This is a genomic window from Leucobacter komagatae (assembly GCF_006716085.1).
GTDB lineage: Bacteria > Actinomycetota > Actinomycetes > Actinomycetales > Microbacteriaceae > Leucobacter > Leucobacter komagatae.
In genome coordinates this window covers 2,942,182-2,957,135 of the sequence record NZ_VFON01000001.1, presented here as the reverse complement: position 1 = coordinate 2,957,135, position 14,954 = coordinate 2,942,182, and the positions used below count along the sequence as shown (strand labels likewise).

Here is a 14,954-nt window from a genome sequence, read left to right as displayed (position 1 = left end):
ACTCGGCCGAGGCCTCACGCACCGGTTGACGTCGTCGCGCCCCTGCTGTGGACTAGGAGTATGGTTCTCCTCGCATGGGCTGTCGCGATTGCAGGACTCGGTCTGCTCTTTACCTCCGTGAGGATCGCGCTGCGGGCCCGCCAGCACGAACATATCCCGCTCACCGGACGGCTCGATCCGATGCCGCCCCACGCAGAGTGGACCTACACCGCTGGTCTCCTCCTCACGATGTCAAGTGGGCTCCTCAATTCTCGCGACGTTGCCCCGTGGAACATCGTCCTCTTCTTTGCCGCCGTCATTGCCGCAGCCCTCGGCTTCTCACTGCACAATCGCAGGATCGACCGCCTCAATGCCACTGGGAGCGAAGGCGACGAACCTTAGACCACCACGCAGGCAGGCTTGGCTGGCCCGACTGGCCCGTGCCGGCTTCCCGCCCGATCGACGTCACACCACCCAGGAGGAACGCATGCCGCCCACAAGCCCCACAAACCTCACCAACCTCTCGAAGCAACACCCCGCCGTCTACGAGCAGCTGTCGGCGTTCAGCGCGGCAGCTGAGGAGGCCGCCGCTGACGCTGGGATCGGCGCGAAGCTCGTCGAGCTCATCAAGATCCGGGTCTCACAGCTCAACGGCTGCGCGTTCTGCACGAGGCTACACAGCCGCGACGCAGTGAAGCTCGGTGAGACAAACGACCGCCTCGCGGTGCTGCCCGCCTGGTGGGAGTCGCAGTACTTCTCGGACATCGAGGCGGCAGCGCTCGGCCTCGCAGAGGAGGTGACCAGGCTCTCGGTCCCGCAGCGCACCGAGTGGGATACGGGTGCGCTCAACCCCGCGCAGATCTCAGCGGTGAGCTGGCTCGCGCTCGTCATGGGGGCGTGGAACCGGGTCGCGATCAGAAGCGGTTACCGGGTCGCTCCGTAGCGACGGGCGCGGCGCGCGCGGTCAGGATCCCGGCCCCACCCGTCCCGCACCCCGACGCGCCCGAAAACTCAGACAGTGATACGGTTTTCTGTGACCCCGATTGACGGGGCGCGGTACGAACGGCACTGGCAGCCGGTGTACAGCGCGCACCGGCGGGGTCTTTTCTGTCGTTTTTGATTTCCCGCAGTGGTGCGCCCTCGCCAGCGCTGCGAGGGAACACTGCGCGCGGTATACCCCAGGGGAGAACCCGTGTCATCACCCACTACGCAGCCCGATAATACGGCGCCGGCGAGTCAGTCACAGCCGCAGAAGGGTGGCTTCTTCGGCCACCCCTGGGGGCTCGCGAACCTCGCGGGCGTCGAGATGTGGGAGCGGTTCAGCTTCTACGGCATGCAGGCGCTCCTCGCCTTCTACATCTACTACTCGGTCACCGACGGTGGCCTCGGAATGTCGCAGGCGGCCGCAACGTCAATCGTCGGCGCCTACGGTGGCCTCGTGTACCTCTCGGCGGTGCTCGGCGGGTGGGTCGCTGACCGCGTGCTCGGCGCCGAGCGCACACTGCTGACGGCCGCGTGCCTCATCATGGCCGGCCACCTCGCGCTCGCGCTTGTTCCGGGCATGCTCGGCCTCGCGATCGGCCTCGTCGGCGTCGCGCTCGGCTCGGGGTCTCTGAAGACCACCACGTCGACCGTGCTCGGCGACCTCTACGAGAAGGGTGACCAGCGCCGCGACGCCGCGTTCTCCATCTACTACATGGGCGTGAACATCGGCGGTTTCGCCGGGCCGCTGCTCACGAGCGCGCTCTGGGGCTGGAAGGGCTTCCACTGGGGCTTCGGCCTCGCCGCGATCGGCATGGCGGTAGGCCTCACTCAGTACCTCGCGATGCGAAAGCACACCGTGAGCGAGTCGAGCAGAAAGCCCGCGAACCCGCTGTCGACGAGCCAGAAGCGCATCTGGTCGGTCGTGTTCCTCGCCGCGATCACGGTCATCGCGCTCGCGCTCTCGTTCGGGATCATCACCGCCGAGAACCTGTCGACCGTCGTCGTGGTACTCATCGTGATCGCCGTGGTCGTGCTGTTCACCGTCATTCTCACGAGCCACCAGGTCTCGGCGCCCGAGCGCCGCCAGGTGTTCTCGTTCATCCCGCTGTTCCTCGCCTCGGCCGTGTTCTGGTCGCTGTCGCAGCAGCAGTTCACGGTGCTCGCGATCTACGCCGACCAGCGGCTGAACCGCAACATCTTCGGGTGGGAGATGCCCCCGAGCATGGTGCAGTCGATCAACCCGGTCTTCATTATCATCCTCGCCGGTGTCTTCGCCGCCATGTGGGTAAAGCTTGGCGACAGGCAGCCGAGCACGCCGGTGAAGTTCGCGATCGGCACGGCCCTCATGGGCGTTGCATTCCTGTGCTTCATCCCCTTTGCGGGCGGCGCGAACGGCACCGTGCCGTTCCTCGCCTACGTGGTCATTATTCTGCTGCTCACGCTCGCCGAGCTCAGCATCTCGCCCGTCGGGCAATCGCTCGCGACGAAGCTCGCACCTCGCGCGTTCCACTCGCAGATGGTTGCGCTGTTCTTCCTGTCGATCTCGCTCGGCTCGGCAGCCTCAGGTTCGCTCTCGCACTTCTACACCCCCGAGAATGAGGTCCCGTACTTCCTCGCGCTCGGCGGTGCGTCGATCGCGGTCGGCGCGATCCTGTTCCTCCTCCGCAAGCCGGTGCTGCGCCTCATGGGCGGCATCCGCTAGCTCGGCGGGCACGCGCACGATCGATCAGGGTCGGCACGCCGGAGGGGCCGGACACAGCTTCTGCTGATGTCCGGCCCTTCTTGCGTCGCAGCGGGTTACATGGGGCGCACGTCGAGAGGATTCAAGGGGGAAGCTTCGACGCCCCGCTGCGGGCCTGTGGATGCCTTAGTTCGTCACGCTCCGCTTCTTCCGCCAGAGGAGCAGTACGCCGCCGAGCAGGAGGAGGCCGCCCGCGACCCCGCCGATGCTCCCGAGCTGCGCGCCCGTGACCGGCAGGCCCCACAGCAGCACCGTGGCGCTGTCGGAGTCTCGGCCCGAGTCGTCTGGGTCTCCGAAGGTGTGGTAGTCCACGGTCGCGGTGTTCGTGACATCCGTCCGGCTAGATCCGGCGTTCACAGTCACGCCGAGGGTGATCTCGGGTGCCTCAGAGGCGCCCTCGGTCGATCCCTTCGGCTGCAGCGGCCCGAAGAGCTCGCAGCGGAGTGTTCCGCCGTAACCCCTCGAGTCCTTGCCCGTCACATCGCACTCACGCCAGTTCGGGAACGTGTTCGCGTCGCCCTGACCTGCCCAGGCCACCGAGTCGACCTTGAGGTCGGCAGGGATCTGGTCGGTGACAACGACGCCCTCGGCGGCACTGTCATCGCTCAGGTTCTTCACCGCGAGGGTGTAGTCGAACGTCTTGCCTGACTGGGTGCGGGTGACACTCGCGTCCTTCTCGATCTCGACCTGCGAGTGGCGCGCGACGCCACAGCCAGCGGTTGCCGGCGGGTAGCTCGCGTTGAACGTCAGCTCGGGGTTCACCGAGAACTGGATCGTCGTGTTGCCGCGCCACGAGAAGTCGAGCTCGCTCGGGTCAAGGATGAGCCCGTTGAACACGAACTCGGCCTGTTGCGCGGGCGTCATGACCGTCGAGGTACCCGGGAGCAGGTAGCCCCCACCAGCGGCCATGTCGGACGCCTTGAGTGCGCGCCAGCCCGGGTAGTCGATGCTGATACCCGATGGCGTGAACGCTGACCCTGGCCAGGCCTGCGTCGCAGTCCAGGCGCTCGAGCCACCCGGCTCTGTGAGTGTCACCTCTGCCGGTACGGTGCCCGAGGTCCCCTCGTCAGGAGTCCACCGGAAGTTCACCGGCTTGTCCTTGAGCAGCGCTGACTTCGACACCGACCACCCGAGCATGGGCGCGTCTGCCACACAGAGCGTGTAGACGGTTGCCGTAAGGTCGCGCACTGGCACCTCGGCCGCGTCGCAGTTGTTGTCGGCGTTCGAGTCGCCCGCCATCTCGACGCACGCCTTGTTGGTGAGTTCGTCGAGCGCTGCGGGCGCCGCTGGCGCCGGGGATCCCGAGAGGATCGGCTCGGCCTGCAGGTTCTGGGCGGGGAGGAACTCCACGCCGACCCGCACGTCGACGGACTCGCCGACGCCGATCTCGCCGATCGTCAGCTCGACCTTGTTGCCCACGTAGCCGGGGGCCTCGGTCCAGGCGACGTCTGGGTCGACAGTCAGGCCGGTGATCTTCAGCCGCTCATTGATGTCGGCGTCTGTCACCTTCACATCCTTCGCGGGGCCGGTGCCGTGGTTCGTTACGGTGAGCACGTACTCGAACGTGTCGCCCGGCTGCACCGAAGTGCCACCCTCTGCGAGCACCGCCTGCTTCTCGATGCCCACGTCGCTGAAGTTCACGGTGACGCAGCCGCTATCCTGTGCGGCGAAACCGCCCGAGGTGAGCCGCCCGAGGTTCGGCACGACGATGCCGGTCGCGTCAGTATCCTCGCAGACCGCAGGCTCCGGCGCCTTGGTCGGGTCGACCTTCACGGTCGCCTTCACGAGGTACTCGAAGTTAGGCACGGGAGTATCGCGATTCTCGGGAGTGTACTGGGCACCCTCGATGATCTGCCACTCGCCCGTTGCCGGGCGTCGGGGCTGCTGCGGCGCGGGGGTGTGACTGTTTGCTGCTTCCGCAGACCAGCCGCCGACCGTTTCGACCCCAGCTGGCAGCTGCGGGCTATCCGAAAGCGAGAAGCCAACACCCACCGGGTAGCGCGTCTCTGCGGCCGGGTACTTCACCGTAATGCGGTACTCGATGTCGAAGGTGCCGTCACCGTTGTCCACGGAGGAGGTGCCGGTCTTCTCGATGGTCGGGAAGACCGGTTCCGCGCAGGCCGTGACCCGGGTGGTGTCTCCACCCGAGTTGAGCTCAGCGGTGTTCAGGAACCCGCCGCCCTCACCCTCGGCCGCGCAAGCCGTCGAACCACCCTCGACTGCCGAGGCAGTCACGTCGGCAATCACCGAGACCCGGTACTCGTGCGTCGCGCCCGCTGCGATAGCGGCGCCCTTCACAATGTCCGCGCTCCACGTCGCCTCGGCGAAGTCACCCTTCGCGCCCGCCGGGCCCGTCCACGAGGCCGACTTCACGTCGATCCCGTCTCCGAACGCCAGCGCGTCGCTGAGGTCGTACTTCGAGGTCAGCCCGTCGGGGTTGCTCTCGCCCTTTGCGGAGAGCGCAACCACGAGGTTGTAGTCGATCTTCCACATGCCGTCAGCGTTCTGGACCGCCTTCTCCACGGTCTTCGTGACATGCGGGGCCACCCCTGCAGGCACGGGCACGCAAGCGGTGTCGTCACCGATGACGATGTCGCCCTGGCTGAGCGCCGCGGTGTTGAAGAACCCTGTTCCGGGGCCTTCGCAGACAGCCGCGGTGGGCTCCCCGACCCGGGCTTCCCAGGTGACCAGCCACGTGTGTGCGGCGTCGCCGGCCTTGATCTGCACCGGTTCCTCGCTGAACGCCTTGCCAGCCTCGATTCCGAACGCGGCCCCGGCGGGGTCGGTGTCGGTGCGCTGCGCGGTGCCGTCACCGAGCGTCACGCCAACGGAGAACTCCGGGGTGTCGCTCAGCGTGTACGACGAGTCGTAGCTGCTCGGGGTCACGGTGAGCTCGTAGCTCACGTGCCAGAGGTCAGGGTCGGTCGCGTCCTGCTCAGCCCCGATCGCGGTCTTCGTGATCGTCGGCAGGTCGGGCTCGGCGCACGCTTCGACCGGGGTGGTGACCCCGCCCGAGACGAGCTCCGCGGTGTTGAGGAAGCCGCCGGCGTCGCCGCCGGTGAGGCACTCGCCCGCGCCCTCCTCGAGGGCTCCGACTGGCACGTCGGCGGTAACGCTCACCCTGTAGGTGTGCGTGCTGCCCGCCTTGATGCCCTGGCCGGCCGCGATGTTCGCGTTCCAGCCGGTGGAATCGAAGTCACCCTCCGCACCTGCGGGCCCGGTCCACGAGGCTGACTGCACGGTGATGCCGCCACCGAACGCGAGCGCGTCGGTGAGGTCGTACTTCGCCGACAGGCCCTGCGGGTTCGCCTCGCCCTTTTCAGCGAGGGTCACGACGAGGTCGTAGTCGATCGTCCAGCTGCCGTCGGGCCGCTGCGCGGTCTGCGCCACGGTCTTCGTGACCTGCGGGTAGACCCGATCCTCCACGTGCGCGCACGCGGTGTCGTCGCTGACGACGGTATCGCCCTGCTTCAGTTCCGCGGTGTTGAAGAACCCGGTGCCGGGGCCTTCACACTCGTTCAGTTCGCCCGAAACGTCGTTCCCAACGCGTGCCTCCCACGTGACGAGCCACGTGTGGGGCGCGTCGTCGGCGCCGATCGCTACGGGGCCGCCGCTGAACGGCTGGCCCGACGAGATCGCGAATGCCTCGCCTGCCGGGTCAGTGTCGGTGCGCTGCGCGGTGCCGTCGCCGGGCTGAATGCCCTGCGCGAAGTCCGGCGTATCGGTCAGCGTGTACGAGGCGTCAAAGCCGCTCGGGGTCACGGTGAGCAGGTAGCTCACGCGCCAGACCTCGGGGTCGGCCTCGTCCTGCACCGCGCCGACCGCGGTCTTCGTGATCGTCGGCAGCTTGGGCTCGGCGCACGCTTCAACCGGGGTCGTCTGCCCGCCAGAGACAAGCTTCGCGGTATTGAGGAAGCCGCCGGCCTCGCCCTCGGTGCCGCACTCGGCCGTCCCGTTCTCGACTGCTTCGCCGGTCACGCGTGCGACCGCGGTCACCTTGTAGGTGAGGGTGTCGCCCGCGGCGATCGACGTGCCAGTAGCGAGGTTCGCCGACCAGGTCGCCGCGTCGAAGTCGCCCGAGGCGCCGGCAGGGCCGGTCCACGACGCCGACTGCACGGAGATTCCCGCGCCGTAGGCGAGCGTGTCGCTGAGGTCGTACTTCGCCGAGAGCCCGTTGGGGTTTGTCTCGCCCTTGGCGGGGAGCTTCACCGTGAGGTCGTAGACGACGTTCCAGTCACCGTTCGGCTGCTGGCTCGCGCCCGTGACAGTCTTCTCGACCGTCGGCTGCGCCGGCTGGGGAACGGGGATGCAGGCGTCGCTCTCGCCGACGACGTCGTCGCCCTGCACGAGCGCCGCTGAGTTAAAGAAGCCCGAGCCGGGTTCGCCGCACGCCGCGTCATCCGCGGCGGCGGCACCGAGGCGCGCCTCCCAGCTCACGAGCCACGTGTGCGGCTTGTCGCTGGCACCGATCGCGACGGGGTCGGCCGCAAACTTCGCGCCGCTCGTGATCGCGATCTCGTCGCCCACCGGCTCCGTGTCGGTTCGCTGCGCGCGTCCGTCACCGAGGGTCACTCCCCCGGCGAACGCCGGCGTATCGGTGAGCGAGTAGAAGGAGGCCGACGATCCCGGGGTGACTGTCAGCGTGTAGTTCACGTGCCAGAGCTCTGGGTCCGTCGCGTCCTGCTCCGCGCCGACCGGGGTCTTCGTGATCGTCGGCAGGTCGGGCTCGGCGCACGCGCTCGCGTCGGAGGTCGCCCCGGCGACGGCGATCGTCGCCGTGTTGAGGAACCCGCCGGCGCCGCCCTCTGCGTCACACTCGAGCGTCGACTGCTCGGCAGTCCAGGCCGCGGGGTCGATCGTTGCGAGCGCGGTCACCGTGAAGTTGTCGGTGGCGCCCGCCGCAAGGGTGCGGTTCGTCGCCAGCGTCGCCGTGCCGTTTGTGAAGGTTCCCGTCGTCGCCGCCGGGCCGGTCCACTGCGCCGAGGTCACCTCGACGTCGCCGCCGAAGTTCAGCGTGTCGGTCAGCGAGTAGATCGCCGCGATCGGGCCGAGCGGGTTCTTTGCGGTCACCGCATAGACGATCAGCCAGGTGCCGTCGGCGAGCTGAGTCTTGCTCGTCACCGTCTTCGTCACCTGAGCCGTCGCCGTCGGGATCTCAGCGCACGCGCTCGACTCGTCGGTTCCGACGCCGTTCGTCACAACTGCCGTGTTCCACAGTCCATCCTCGCCGCCGGTGTCGCACATGAGCGTCTCGGGGTCCACGGCCGTCGTCACGGTGAACACGCCCGTGATCGTGTACGTGCGAGTTTCGCTTGGGGCGAGCACGCTAGTGGTCACGACACCCTGGCCGTTGGCCAACCAGTCGCCCGACACGGTGCCGGTGCTCGGCGTGATCGAGGTCCAGGCAATCGACGTACCAGCGGGCGCTGCCTTCGGGATGTCGGAGAGCGTGAAGGCGAGCGGGATGCTCGATGGGTTCGTAACCTTCAGCTCGTAGCTGATGCCCCACGTTCCGTCGGTGTTCTGTGTCGGGGCGACCGCTGTCTTCACCACTGTCGGGCTCGCGGGCTCGCCGCAACCGGTGTCGGTCGCGGTGCCGCCCGGGAACGCCACGGTTGCGGAGTTGAAGAACGCGCCGCCCGTCTCCGGGTCGCACGTGAGCGACGGGGATTCTGTCGCCTCGTCGAAGCTCGCGATCACCCTGTAGATGTAGCTGTGCTCAGCGCCCGCGGCGATCGCGGTGTCTGCGGCGGGTGCGGGAATCTCGGTATCGGGATCCGCGGCGTCGCGCCACGACCCACCCTCGACGGCGAACCCTGCGCCGAGCGCCGGGGTGTCCGTGAGCGTGTAGCTGCTACCAACCTGACCGCTATTCTTCACGGCGATCGTGTAGTCGATCTGCCAGGTGCCGTCGGCGAGCTGGGCGACGTTTCCGTCGCTCTTCTCGATGGTGAGCGGCGACGGAAGCGCGGTATTCACGATCGTGCATACCGCGTTGTCGCCGGCGCCGAGCTGCAGCCTCTGGTTAGAGTCAACCGCGATGAGCTTCGGCTCGTCATCATTCACGACGCACGAGAAGGCTGTGCCATTCTCGAAGCCAGCTTTCGCCGCCGACTCAGTCAGCGAGTATTGGCCGGGCAGCACCTCGGTCGCTGCGACGCCGCCTGGCCCCGAGAGCGCCTCCTGGATGCCCGGGTACGGGGTAATCGCCGCGTCGTCGTTGCCGATCGCTACCGGCGCCGTCCAGCTCGCGCCGAGCGTCCAGCGATCGTCGCCGACCGGTACGGTTTCGAGCTCGTCATCGATCTGCACCTGCTTGACGAGTTGCAGCGTTGGCTTCTGTTCGTTGACCGCAGTGCACTTCAGCCATTCACCAGGGGCAACGGACACTCCGCCATCCTTACCGGCCTCGACTGAGTCACCCCAGGTTGGAACGCCATTGTCGACCGCCCGTGCGGCGACACACTGCCATGATCCCGTGGCACCAAGCTCGTGGTTCGCCGCCCAAGCCGCCTGTGAGGTCGGGTTCCAACGCTGCGTGTATCCGCCAGCAGCGGGCGAGAGCGCATGCTCAGCGAGCGCATAGTTGACGCTAGGCGTCACCTGCGCAGTTGCATGCTGGCTGCTGGTTTTGCCGTTCGGTCCCTCCGCGGCCCCGCTTGGAGCAATAGCGCGAAGATTCCAGTCAGTTGCGGGAGTGTCGCCACCGTCGACATACTTCTCAAGGGTGAGCTTGCTCTCACACTTCACAACGTTCGTGACGCGGACAATGTTTGTGCCGTCCTTGCTCGTTTTCGTGAGCTTCGTTGATCCGTCGACGAGCCCTGGCTCAAACGTTGCCGTGTTCGTACACAGCGGCGGCAGCCCCCGCACGGTCTCCGACACGCCGACCATCGAGTTCACCGCAAGGTTTGAGACCGTCTGTCCGAAGTTCAAGCCACCGGCCGGCAGCCCCGCGTTCCCGGTCAGCTGCAGCGTCGCGCTGAGGCCTGGGATTGCAGTCGGAGCTGTGTTTGGCTCGGTCGTTTCCTCAAACGCGCCGTCGCCATCAGCATCAATCTTCCATACCTTGTCAACCCGGAGCTTTGCAGAGAGGTCCCGAGCCTCGTTATACACCACGCATGACACAGTCGCCTTCTCTACCGGGTCGACGATGAAGCCCGGGTTCGATGCCGTGCCCGTGTTTGTTACCTCAACTCGGTCACCGGTCGTGGTGTTGGTACACACCGCGTTTTTGCCATTCTGCGGTGCAATCGAGAACTGGTTGGTGACAGATTCGGTGATGGTTAGCTTCCTGTCGGCTGGCGACGTCGCCTCAAACTTTGACCGGAAACCGAGCGCACCAGTCTGACCCGTAACAGCAGAGGCTGTCGTGCTGAAGCTGCTACCCGCGACATCGTTTCGGACCGTCGCGCCCTGCGCGGACGCCGTAAAGCCCCAGTTCGCGCGGGGCTCGGCATCAGCAACGGTGCCACCCACCGGAATAACCTGCTTCACAACGTTGACGGTGCCCTCGCAGTTCTTCGAGGCGAGCTTCTTCATTTGCGCGGCAAGATCCTTCCAGTCCGAGACCTGGAAGTAATCGCTGTTCTGAGCCGGCCCCGAGATCGCGCGCAGGTTTGGAGCGCCCCCGGAGATCCCGCTTCCCACGCCGACGGCAATGACCTTGACGTTGTGGCTCTTGATGGCGTTTGCCGAAGCCATGGCGTGTTCAACTCGCGCGAAGTTTGTTGTGTTGCCGCCATCGGTTCCATCGCCGAACGTTGTTGGCAGCCCGTCAGTGATCATGATGACCAGATCCAGCTGCCCACTGCTCGCAAGCGAATTGAGCGTCCAAAATCCACGATCCCAGTTTGTTGCCTGGTCGAGTGGCACAGCGAGCCCGGCGATCTTGTTAAGCACGGCGTTTGCGTCTGCCTGGGTTGCAACACTCGTCAACGGCATGAAGGCGTTGTTCGATCCGCTCGTATTCACTGCGGGGGAGTTCGTGCCAAACGTTTGGATCGCAACCTTTGAGGGCGTTCCCGTGAGGGCACTTACGACTGACCTCGACGCGTCTCGCAGCTGAATGGCCGCCGATGCGGTCACTGAACTAGAGAGGTCGTGTACCAGGGCGACGTTCACTCCGCACACGTCGTTCAGCTGCGGGTTGACCCGAGTGCTGAGGGCCTGACCCATACTGTTTCGGTAGTCCATCCCTCTGGTCCTGGGCACCGCAATCGTACGGTTGGCCTGGTTGTAGTTTGCGTCCGCAGGCCCCGTGTAAAAAGCGTAGTTCGCCGCGGAATTGCCGGTGATTGTGAGTGTGTCAGCCGACTGCCAGCCGGCGGGCACAGACTCTTGCTTGACCAGGTATCCGGGCGCCTCATCAAAGAACCAATCAGTCGGACGCGTGGGGGCCTTCATCCAGCACTTACCCGCGCTATCAGTCGTACACGTCGCGACGGGAGTGGAGCTCGTCTGGTTCGTGAAGCTGGTCGCCGGATAGGCGCTGAACGTCACACCGCCCAGCCCGGCGACAACGGAATCACTCGAGCGGTCGCCACCTGTTCTCACGTTGATGACGATTTCCCTCTTGGCAGGTTTGCCCCCCTCGCCTTCACCCCCGTTGAGCGCCGTGCCCGCGAGTGGAGCAGCGAGCGGCTGCGCCGCCTGGTCCGGAAGAGCCTCCTGTTCGGCAGGCTGATCGCCCGCGTCAGGTGCTTCCTCCGTGGGTTCGACAGGATCCACGATGGGACCCGCGGGCTCCTCCGTTGGAGCCTCGCTACCTGGCTGCGGCTCTTCCGTGCCGGGCTCCGTCACAGTGTTCGGATCAGCTCCCTCAATGGGCTCCGTAATTGACGGCGTAGGCTCGACAGCCGCGTACGCAGCCTTGGGTAAGCCGGCATAGACCACGGCCCCCGCAAGAATCATCGCGAGGAGGCGGCCGACGCCCCAGCGACCAGCGCTGTGCGTCGTGCCCCTCGTGAACCTACGTTGCTGCCCCCGTCGTGACATACGTTTCCCCATCCCCAGTGATGACGCCGTGATACTCGAACCCAAGGGAGTCCGAAGCGTACTCGACGACGATAAGCGCCATCCTTGAGGAAATCAAGTTGCTTCATAGGTTTTGTAAAGTGAACATCCATCGAACACTCTGCACAACATCCGTCGCAGTACACACTTTTACGCCAGATTCACAAACGCTACATACTTGACCAGATCAGGAGTTTTAACCACCATCAAGATAGTTTTACTGGGCGGAACTAAATATTCGCGTTCACTGGTTCCGCAGCATGGAACCACCTCGAAAAGTCTCTCCGCAATCGCATAGCGTGTCAAGATCGTTATCATTGGCGCGCTGGGGAGTTTCCCACCAAGCTCCGGCAGGATGGGAGCACTATGAGCCCGAGAAATCTGTTCCGCCTGTTCGCTACCGCGGAAGTCATCACCTGGGCGGGGCTCATTGCCGCGCTCATCCTCCGCGCAACAGGCGTAACCGCCGCCGCCGTGTCCATCGCGGGCGGCATCCACGGATTCGTGTTCCTCGCGTACTGCGTCACCACGGTCTTCGTATGGATCAACCAGCGGTGGAAGCCGGGCCTCGGTATCCTCGGCCTCGCGCTCGCCATCGTGCCGTTCGCCACTTACCCCTTTGAGCGCGCAGTCGACAAGCGAGGCCTACTCGAAGGGCCCTGGCGACTGGCACCCGGCGGAGACGCGCCGCGCGGCTTCGTCGAGCACGTCCAAGCCTGGATCCTGCGCCGTCCGTTCCTGTCGATCGCACTCATCGCTGTCCTTGTCGCGATCGTGTTCGTCGTGCTGCTCTGGTTGGGCCCGCCGGTGCCCAAGGGTTAGGATCTCCGAAAGGAGCAAATACCATGAGCAATCTTGAGTCACAGCCCGAAGAAACACTCTGCGCCGCCGGCCCGGGGAGGGCTGGGGAGGTCGAGATTCTTGAGCCGCGCGAGGTGCCGCTCGGCGGCCTTCGCGGGATGCCCGTGCGACGCACGCTCCCGCAGCGCGGCCGCAGCTTGATCGGCGCCTGGTGCTTCCTCGACCACTATGGCCCCGATGACGTCGCCGAGACCGGCGGCATGCAGGTGCGGGCCCATCCGCACACGGGACTGCAGACCGCGAGCTGGCTCTTCACGGGCACGATCGAGCACCGCGACAGCGCTGGCAATCACGCGATGGTGCGGCCCGGGGAGCTGAACCTCATGACCGCGGGCTCAGGCATCAGCCACTCAGAGCGCTCAACGCAAGACACCTCGGTGCTCCACGGCGCCCAGCTCTGGATCGCGCTGCCCAAGCGCGCCCGGGGCATCGCCAAACGCTTTGACCACTACGTGCCCCCGGTCGCCACCGGCGACGGGTACGCAGCCAGGGTGTTCCTCGGCTCACTGCTCGGTGAACACTCCCCCGTGGAGACGCACACGCCCCTTGTCGGGGCCGAGCTGACCCTCGAGCCGCACTCGGCACTCAGCCTCACGGTCGATCCGGCGCACGAACACGGTGTGCTCGTCGACACCGGCGCGGTCACCTTCGCCCCCGGCGGCTCCGCGGGAACCGAGCTTGTGGCTGAGGATCTCGGCTTCGCCGCGGCCGGGTGCTCCGAGTTCCTCCTCACGGCCGGCCCCGAGGGCGCCCGAGTCTTGCTCATCGGCGGGGAACCGTTCGAGGATGAGCTCGTCATGTGGTGGAACTTTATTGGGGGTTCTCACGAAGAGGTCGCAGCGGCGCGTGACGCCTGGCAAGCGACGATCGCATCCTCCGAATCGGGCACAGTCGCCGCCGATGACCGCTACGGGCTCCCCGATGATGAGCCCGAGCCGCCGCTGCCGGCGCCCGTGTTACCCACCGCTCGGCTCCTTCCCCGCAGCAAGCTCGGGCCGCTCCCAGCGACAACGGACACGCTCGCGACGACAGCAAGCGCCGGGCCCATAAGCCCTCGTTCATCAACCCCTTCATTTGAGGAGGCCACAGTGTCTGAAGCATCCGAACAGATCAGAGTTGTTCACGAGCCAGAGGCTCCGAGATACGCGATCTACGTTGGCGACACCCTCGCTGGATTCGCCGACTACCGGGTCACCGCTCGCGGCGATTCACGCGCGTTCGTGCACACCGAGGTCGATCCCGAGTTCGGCGGGCGCGGCCTCGCCGGTACGCTGGTGACCGAGGCCCTGGCCGACACGCGCGCCGCGGGAATGCGAATCGTGCCCTACTGCCCCTACGTGTCGGCGTGGCTGAAGAAGCACCCCGAATACGAGGAGATCGTCGATTGGCCCAACGTGTAGCCGACCCCATTCGCGTCAGCGCTGTCGTAGTACGCGACCCCGAGGGCCGGGTCCTCAACGTGAGAAAGCGCGGCACCCAGTCGCTCATGCTTCCGGGCGGCAAGCCCGAGCCCGGTGAGGATCCGCGGGACACCGCCATCCGCGAGTTCCGGGAAGAGCTCGGCATCGAGCTCGACCCGCTCCGCCTGCGGGGGCTCGGCGAGTTCCGAGCCCCCGCGGCGAACGAGCCTGAGCGCGACGTCATCGCGCAGGTCTTTGAGCACCCCTACGTCGCCGTGGATCGGCCGCTCGCAGAGATCGAGCACCTTGAGTGGGCCGATCCCGGCGCCGAGAACCCCGCGATGGCGCCCCTCAACACCGAGCAGGTGTTTCCGGCGCTGGCCACCGCCGCAAGGCCGCCGCAGCGCCTCGCCGTGTTCACGGGCTCTGCGTTTGGCAATTCGCCCTCGTTCGCCTCGGGCGCGCGGGCGTTCGGCAACGCGATGGGCGAGGCCGGTATTGACCTCGTGTACGGCGGCGGCAAGGTCGGGCTCATGGGCACCGTCGCGGACGCCGTGCTCGAGTCGGGTGGCAGCGCGTTCGGCGTCATCACCGAGGCCCTCCTTGACGGCGAGACCGGCCACACCGGGCTCACCCGCCTCGAAGTCGTCGCCACAATGCCTGAGCGCAAGCGCCGGATGGCAGAGCTCACCGACGCGTTCGTCGCGCTGCCCGGCGGCCCCGGCACGCTCGAGGAGATCTTCGAGGTCTGGACCTGGGTGACGCTCGGCATCCACACCAAGCCCGTCGCGCTGTACGACATCGACGGCTACTGGCAGCCACTCATCGGCGCGATCGATGCGATGGTCGACGCCGGATTCTCAAAGCCAGAGGCACGCGCCGCCCTCATCGTCGCGACGGAACCTGAGGAGCTCTTCACAAAAATCAGCGCTTGGGAGCCCCCGCGGCCCAAGTGGTCGTAGCGCCGCGTCGAC

7 protein-coding genes are annotated in these 14,954 nt (G+C 66.3%); 6 read left to right on the top strand and 1 reads right to left on the bottom strand.

Annotated elements, in window-relative coordinates; genetic code table 11:
* Nucleotides 1–60: 60 nt before the first annotated feature.
* The 3 genes from FB468_RS13380 (at nt 61) to FB468_RS13370 (ending at nt 2,665) form a co-directional block, all read left to right on the top strand.
* Nucleotides 61–381: a hypothetical protein gene (locus FB468_RS13380; protein WP_141887791.1), complete on the top strand. Its 321-nt coding sequence runs from the start codon at nt 61–63 to the stop codon at nt 379–381.
* Between the two features lie 85 nt (nt 382–466).
* Nucleotides 467–922, top strand: coding sequence for a carboxymuconolactone decarboxylase family protein (locus FB468_RS13375; protein ID WP_141887790.1), 456 nt, complete (start codon nt 467–469; stop codon nt 920–922).
* 249 nt (nt 923–1,171) lie between these two features.
* A complete protein-coding gene (locus FB468_RS13370; protein ID WP_141887789.1) occupies nt 1,172–2,665 on the top strand; it encodes a peptide MFS transporter in 1,494 nt (497 codons plus the stop codon).
* 165 nt (nt 2,666–2,830) lie between these two features.
* Here the strand turns inward: FB468_RS13370 and FB468_RS13365 are convergent, their stop codons facing one another.
* Complete coding sequence (locus tag FB468_RS13365) at nt 2,831–11,701, bottom strand: VWA domain-containing protein (RefSeq protein ID WP_170219734.1); 8,871 nt, start codon at nt 11,699–11,701, stop codon at nt 2,831–2,833.
* Between the two features lie 384 nt (nt 11,702–12,085).
* Between FB468_RS13365 and FB468_RS13360 the strand changes: the two genes are divergently transcribed.
* From FB468_RS13360 to FB468_RS17445, 3 genes are read left to right on the top strand one after another with little or no spacing between them, the layout of a single operon-like run.
* Complete coding sequence (locus FB468_RS13360) at nt 12,086–12,541, top strand: DUF3817 domain-containing protein (RefSeq protein WP_141887787.1); 456 nt, start codon at nt 12,086–12,088, stop codon at nt 12,539–12,541.
* A 23-nt stretch (nt 12,542–12,564) separates the two neighbouring features.
* Complete coding sequence (locus FB468_RS13355; protein ID WP_141887786.1) at nt 12,565–13,980, top strand: bifunctional pirin family protein/GNAT family N-acetyltransferase; 1,416 nt, start codon at nt 12,565–12,567, stop codon at nt 13,978–13,980.
* The gene (locus FB468_RS17445) at nt 13,965–14,942 is read left to right on the top strand and encodes a TIGR00730 family Rossman fold protein (RefSeq protein WP_246055889.1); all 978 of its coding nucleotides are present in this window, start codon (nt 13,965–13,967) and stop codon (nt 14,940–14,942) included. Before FB468_RS13355 ends, FB468_RS17445 begins: the two co-directional genes overlap by 16 nt.
* Nucleotides 14,943–14,954: the final 12 nt, after the last annotated feature.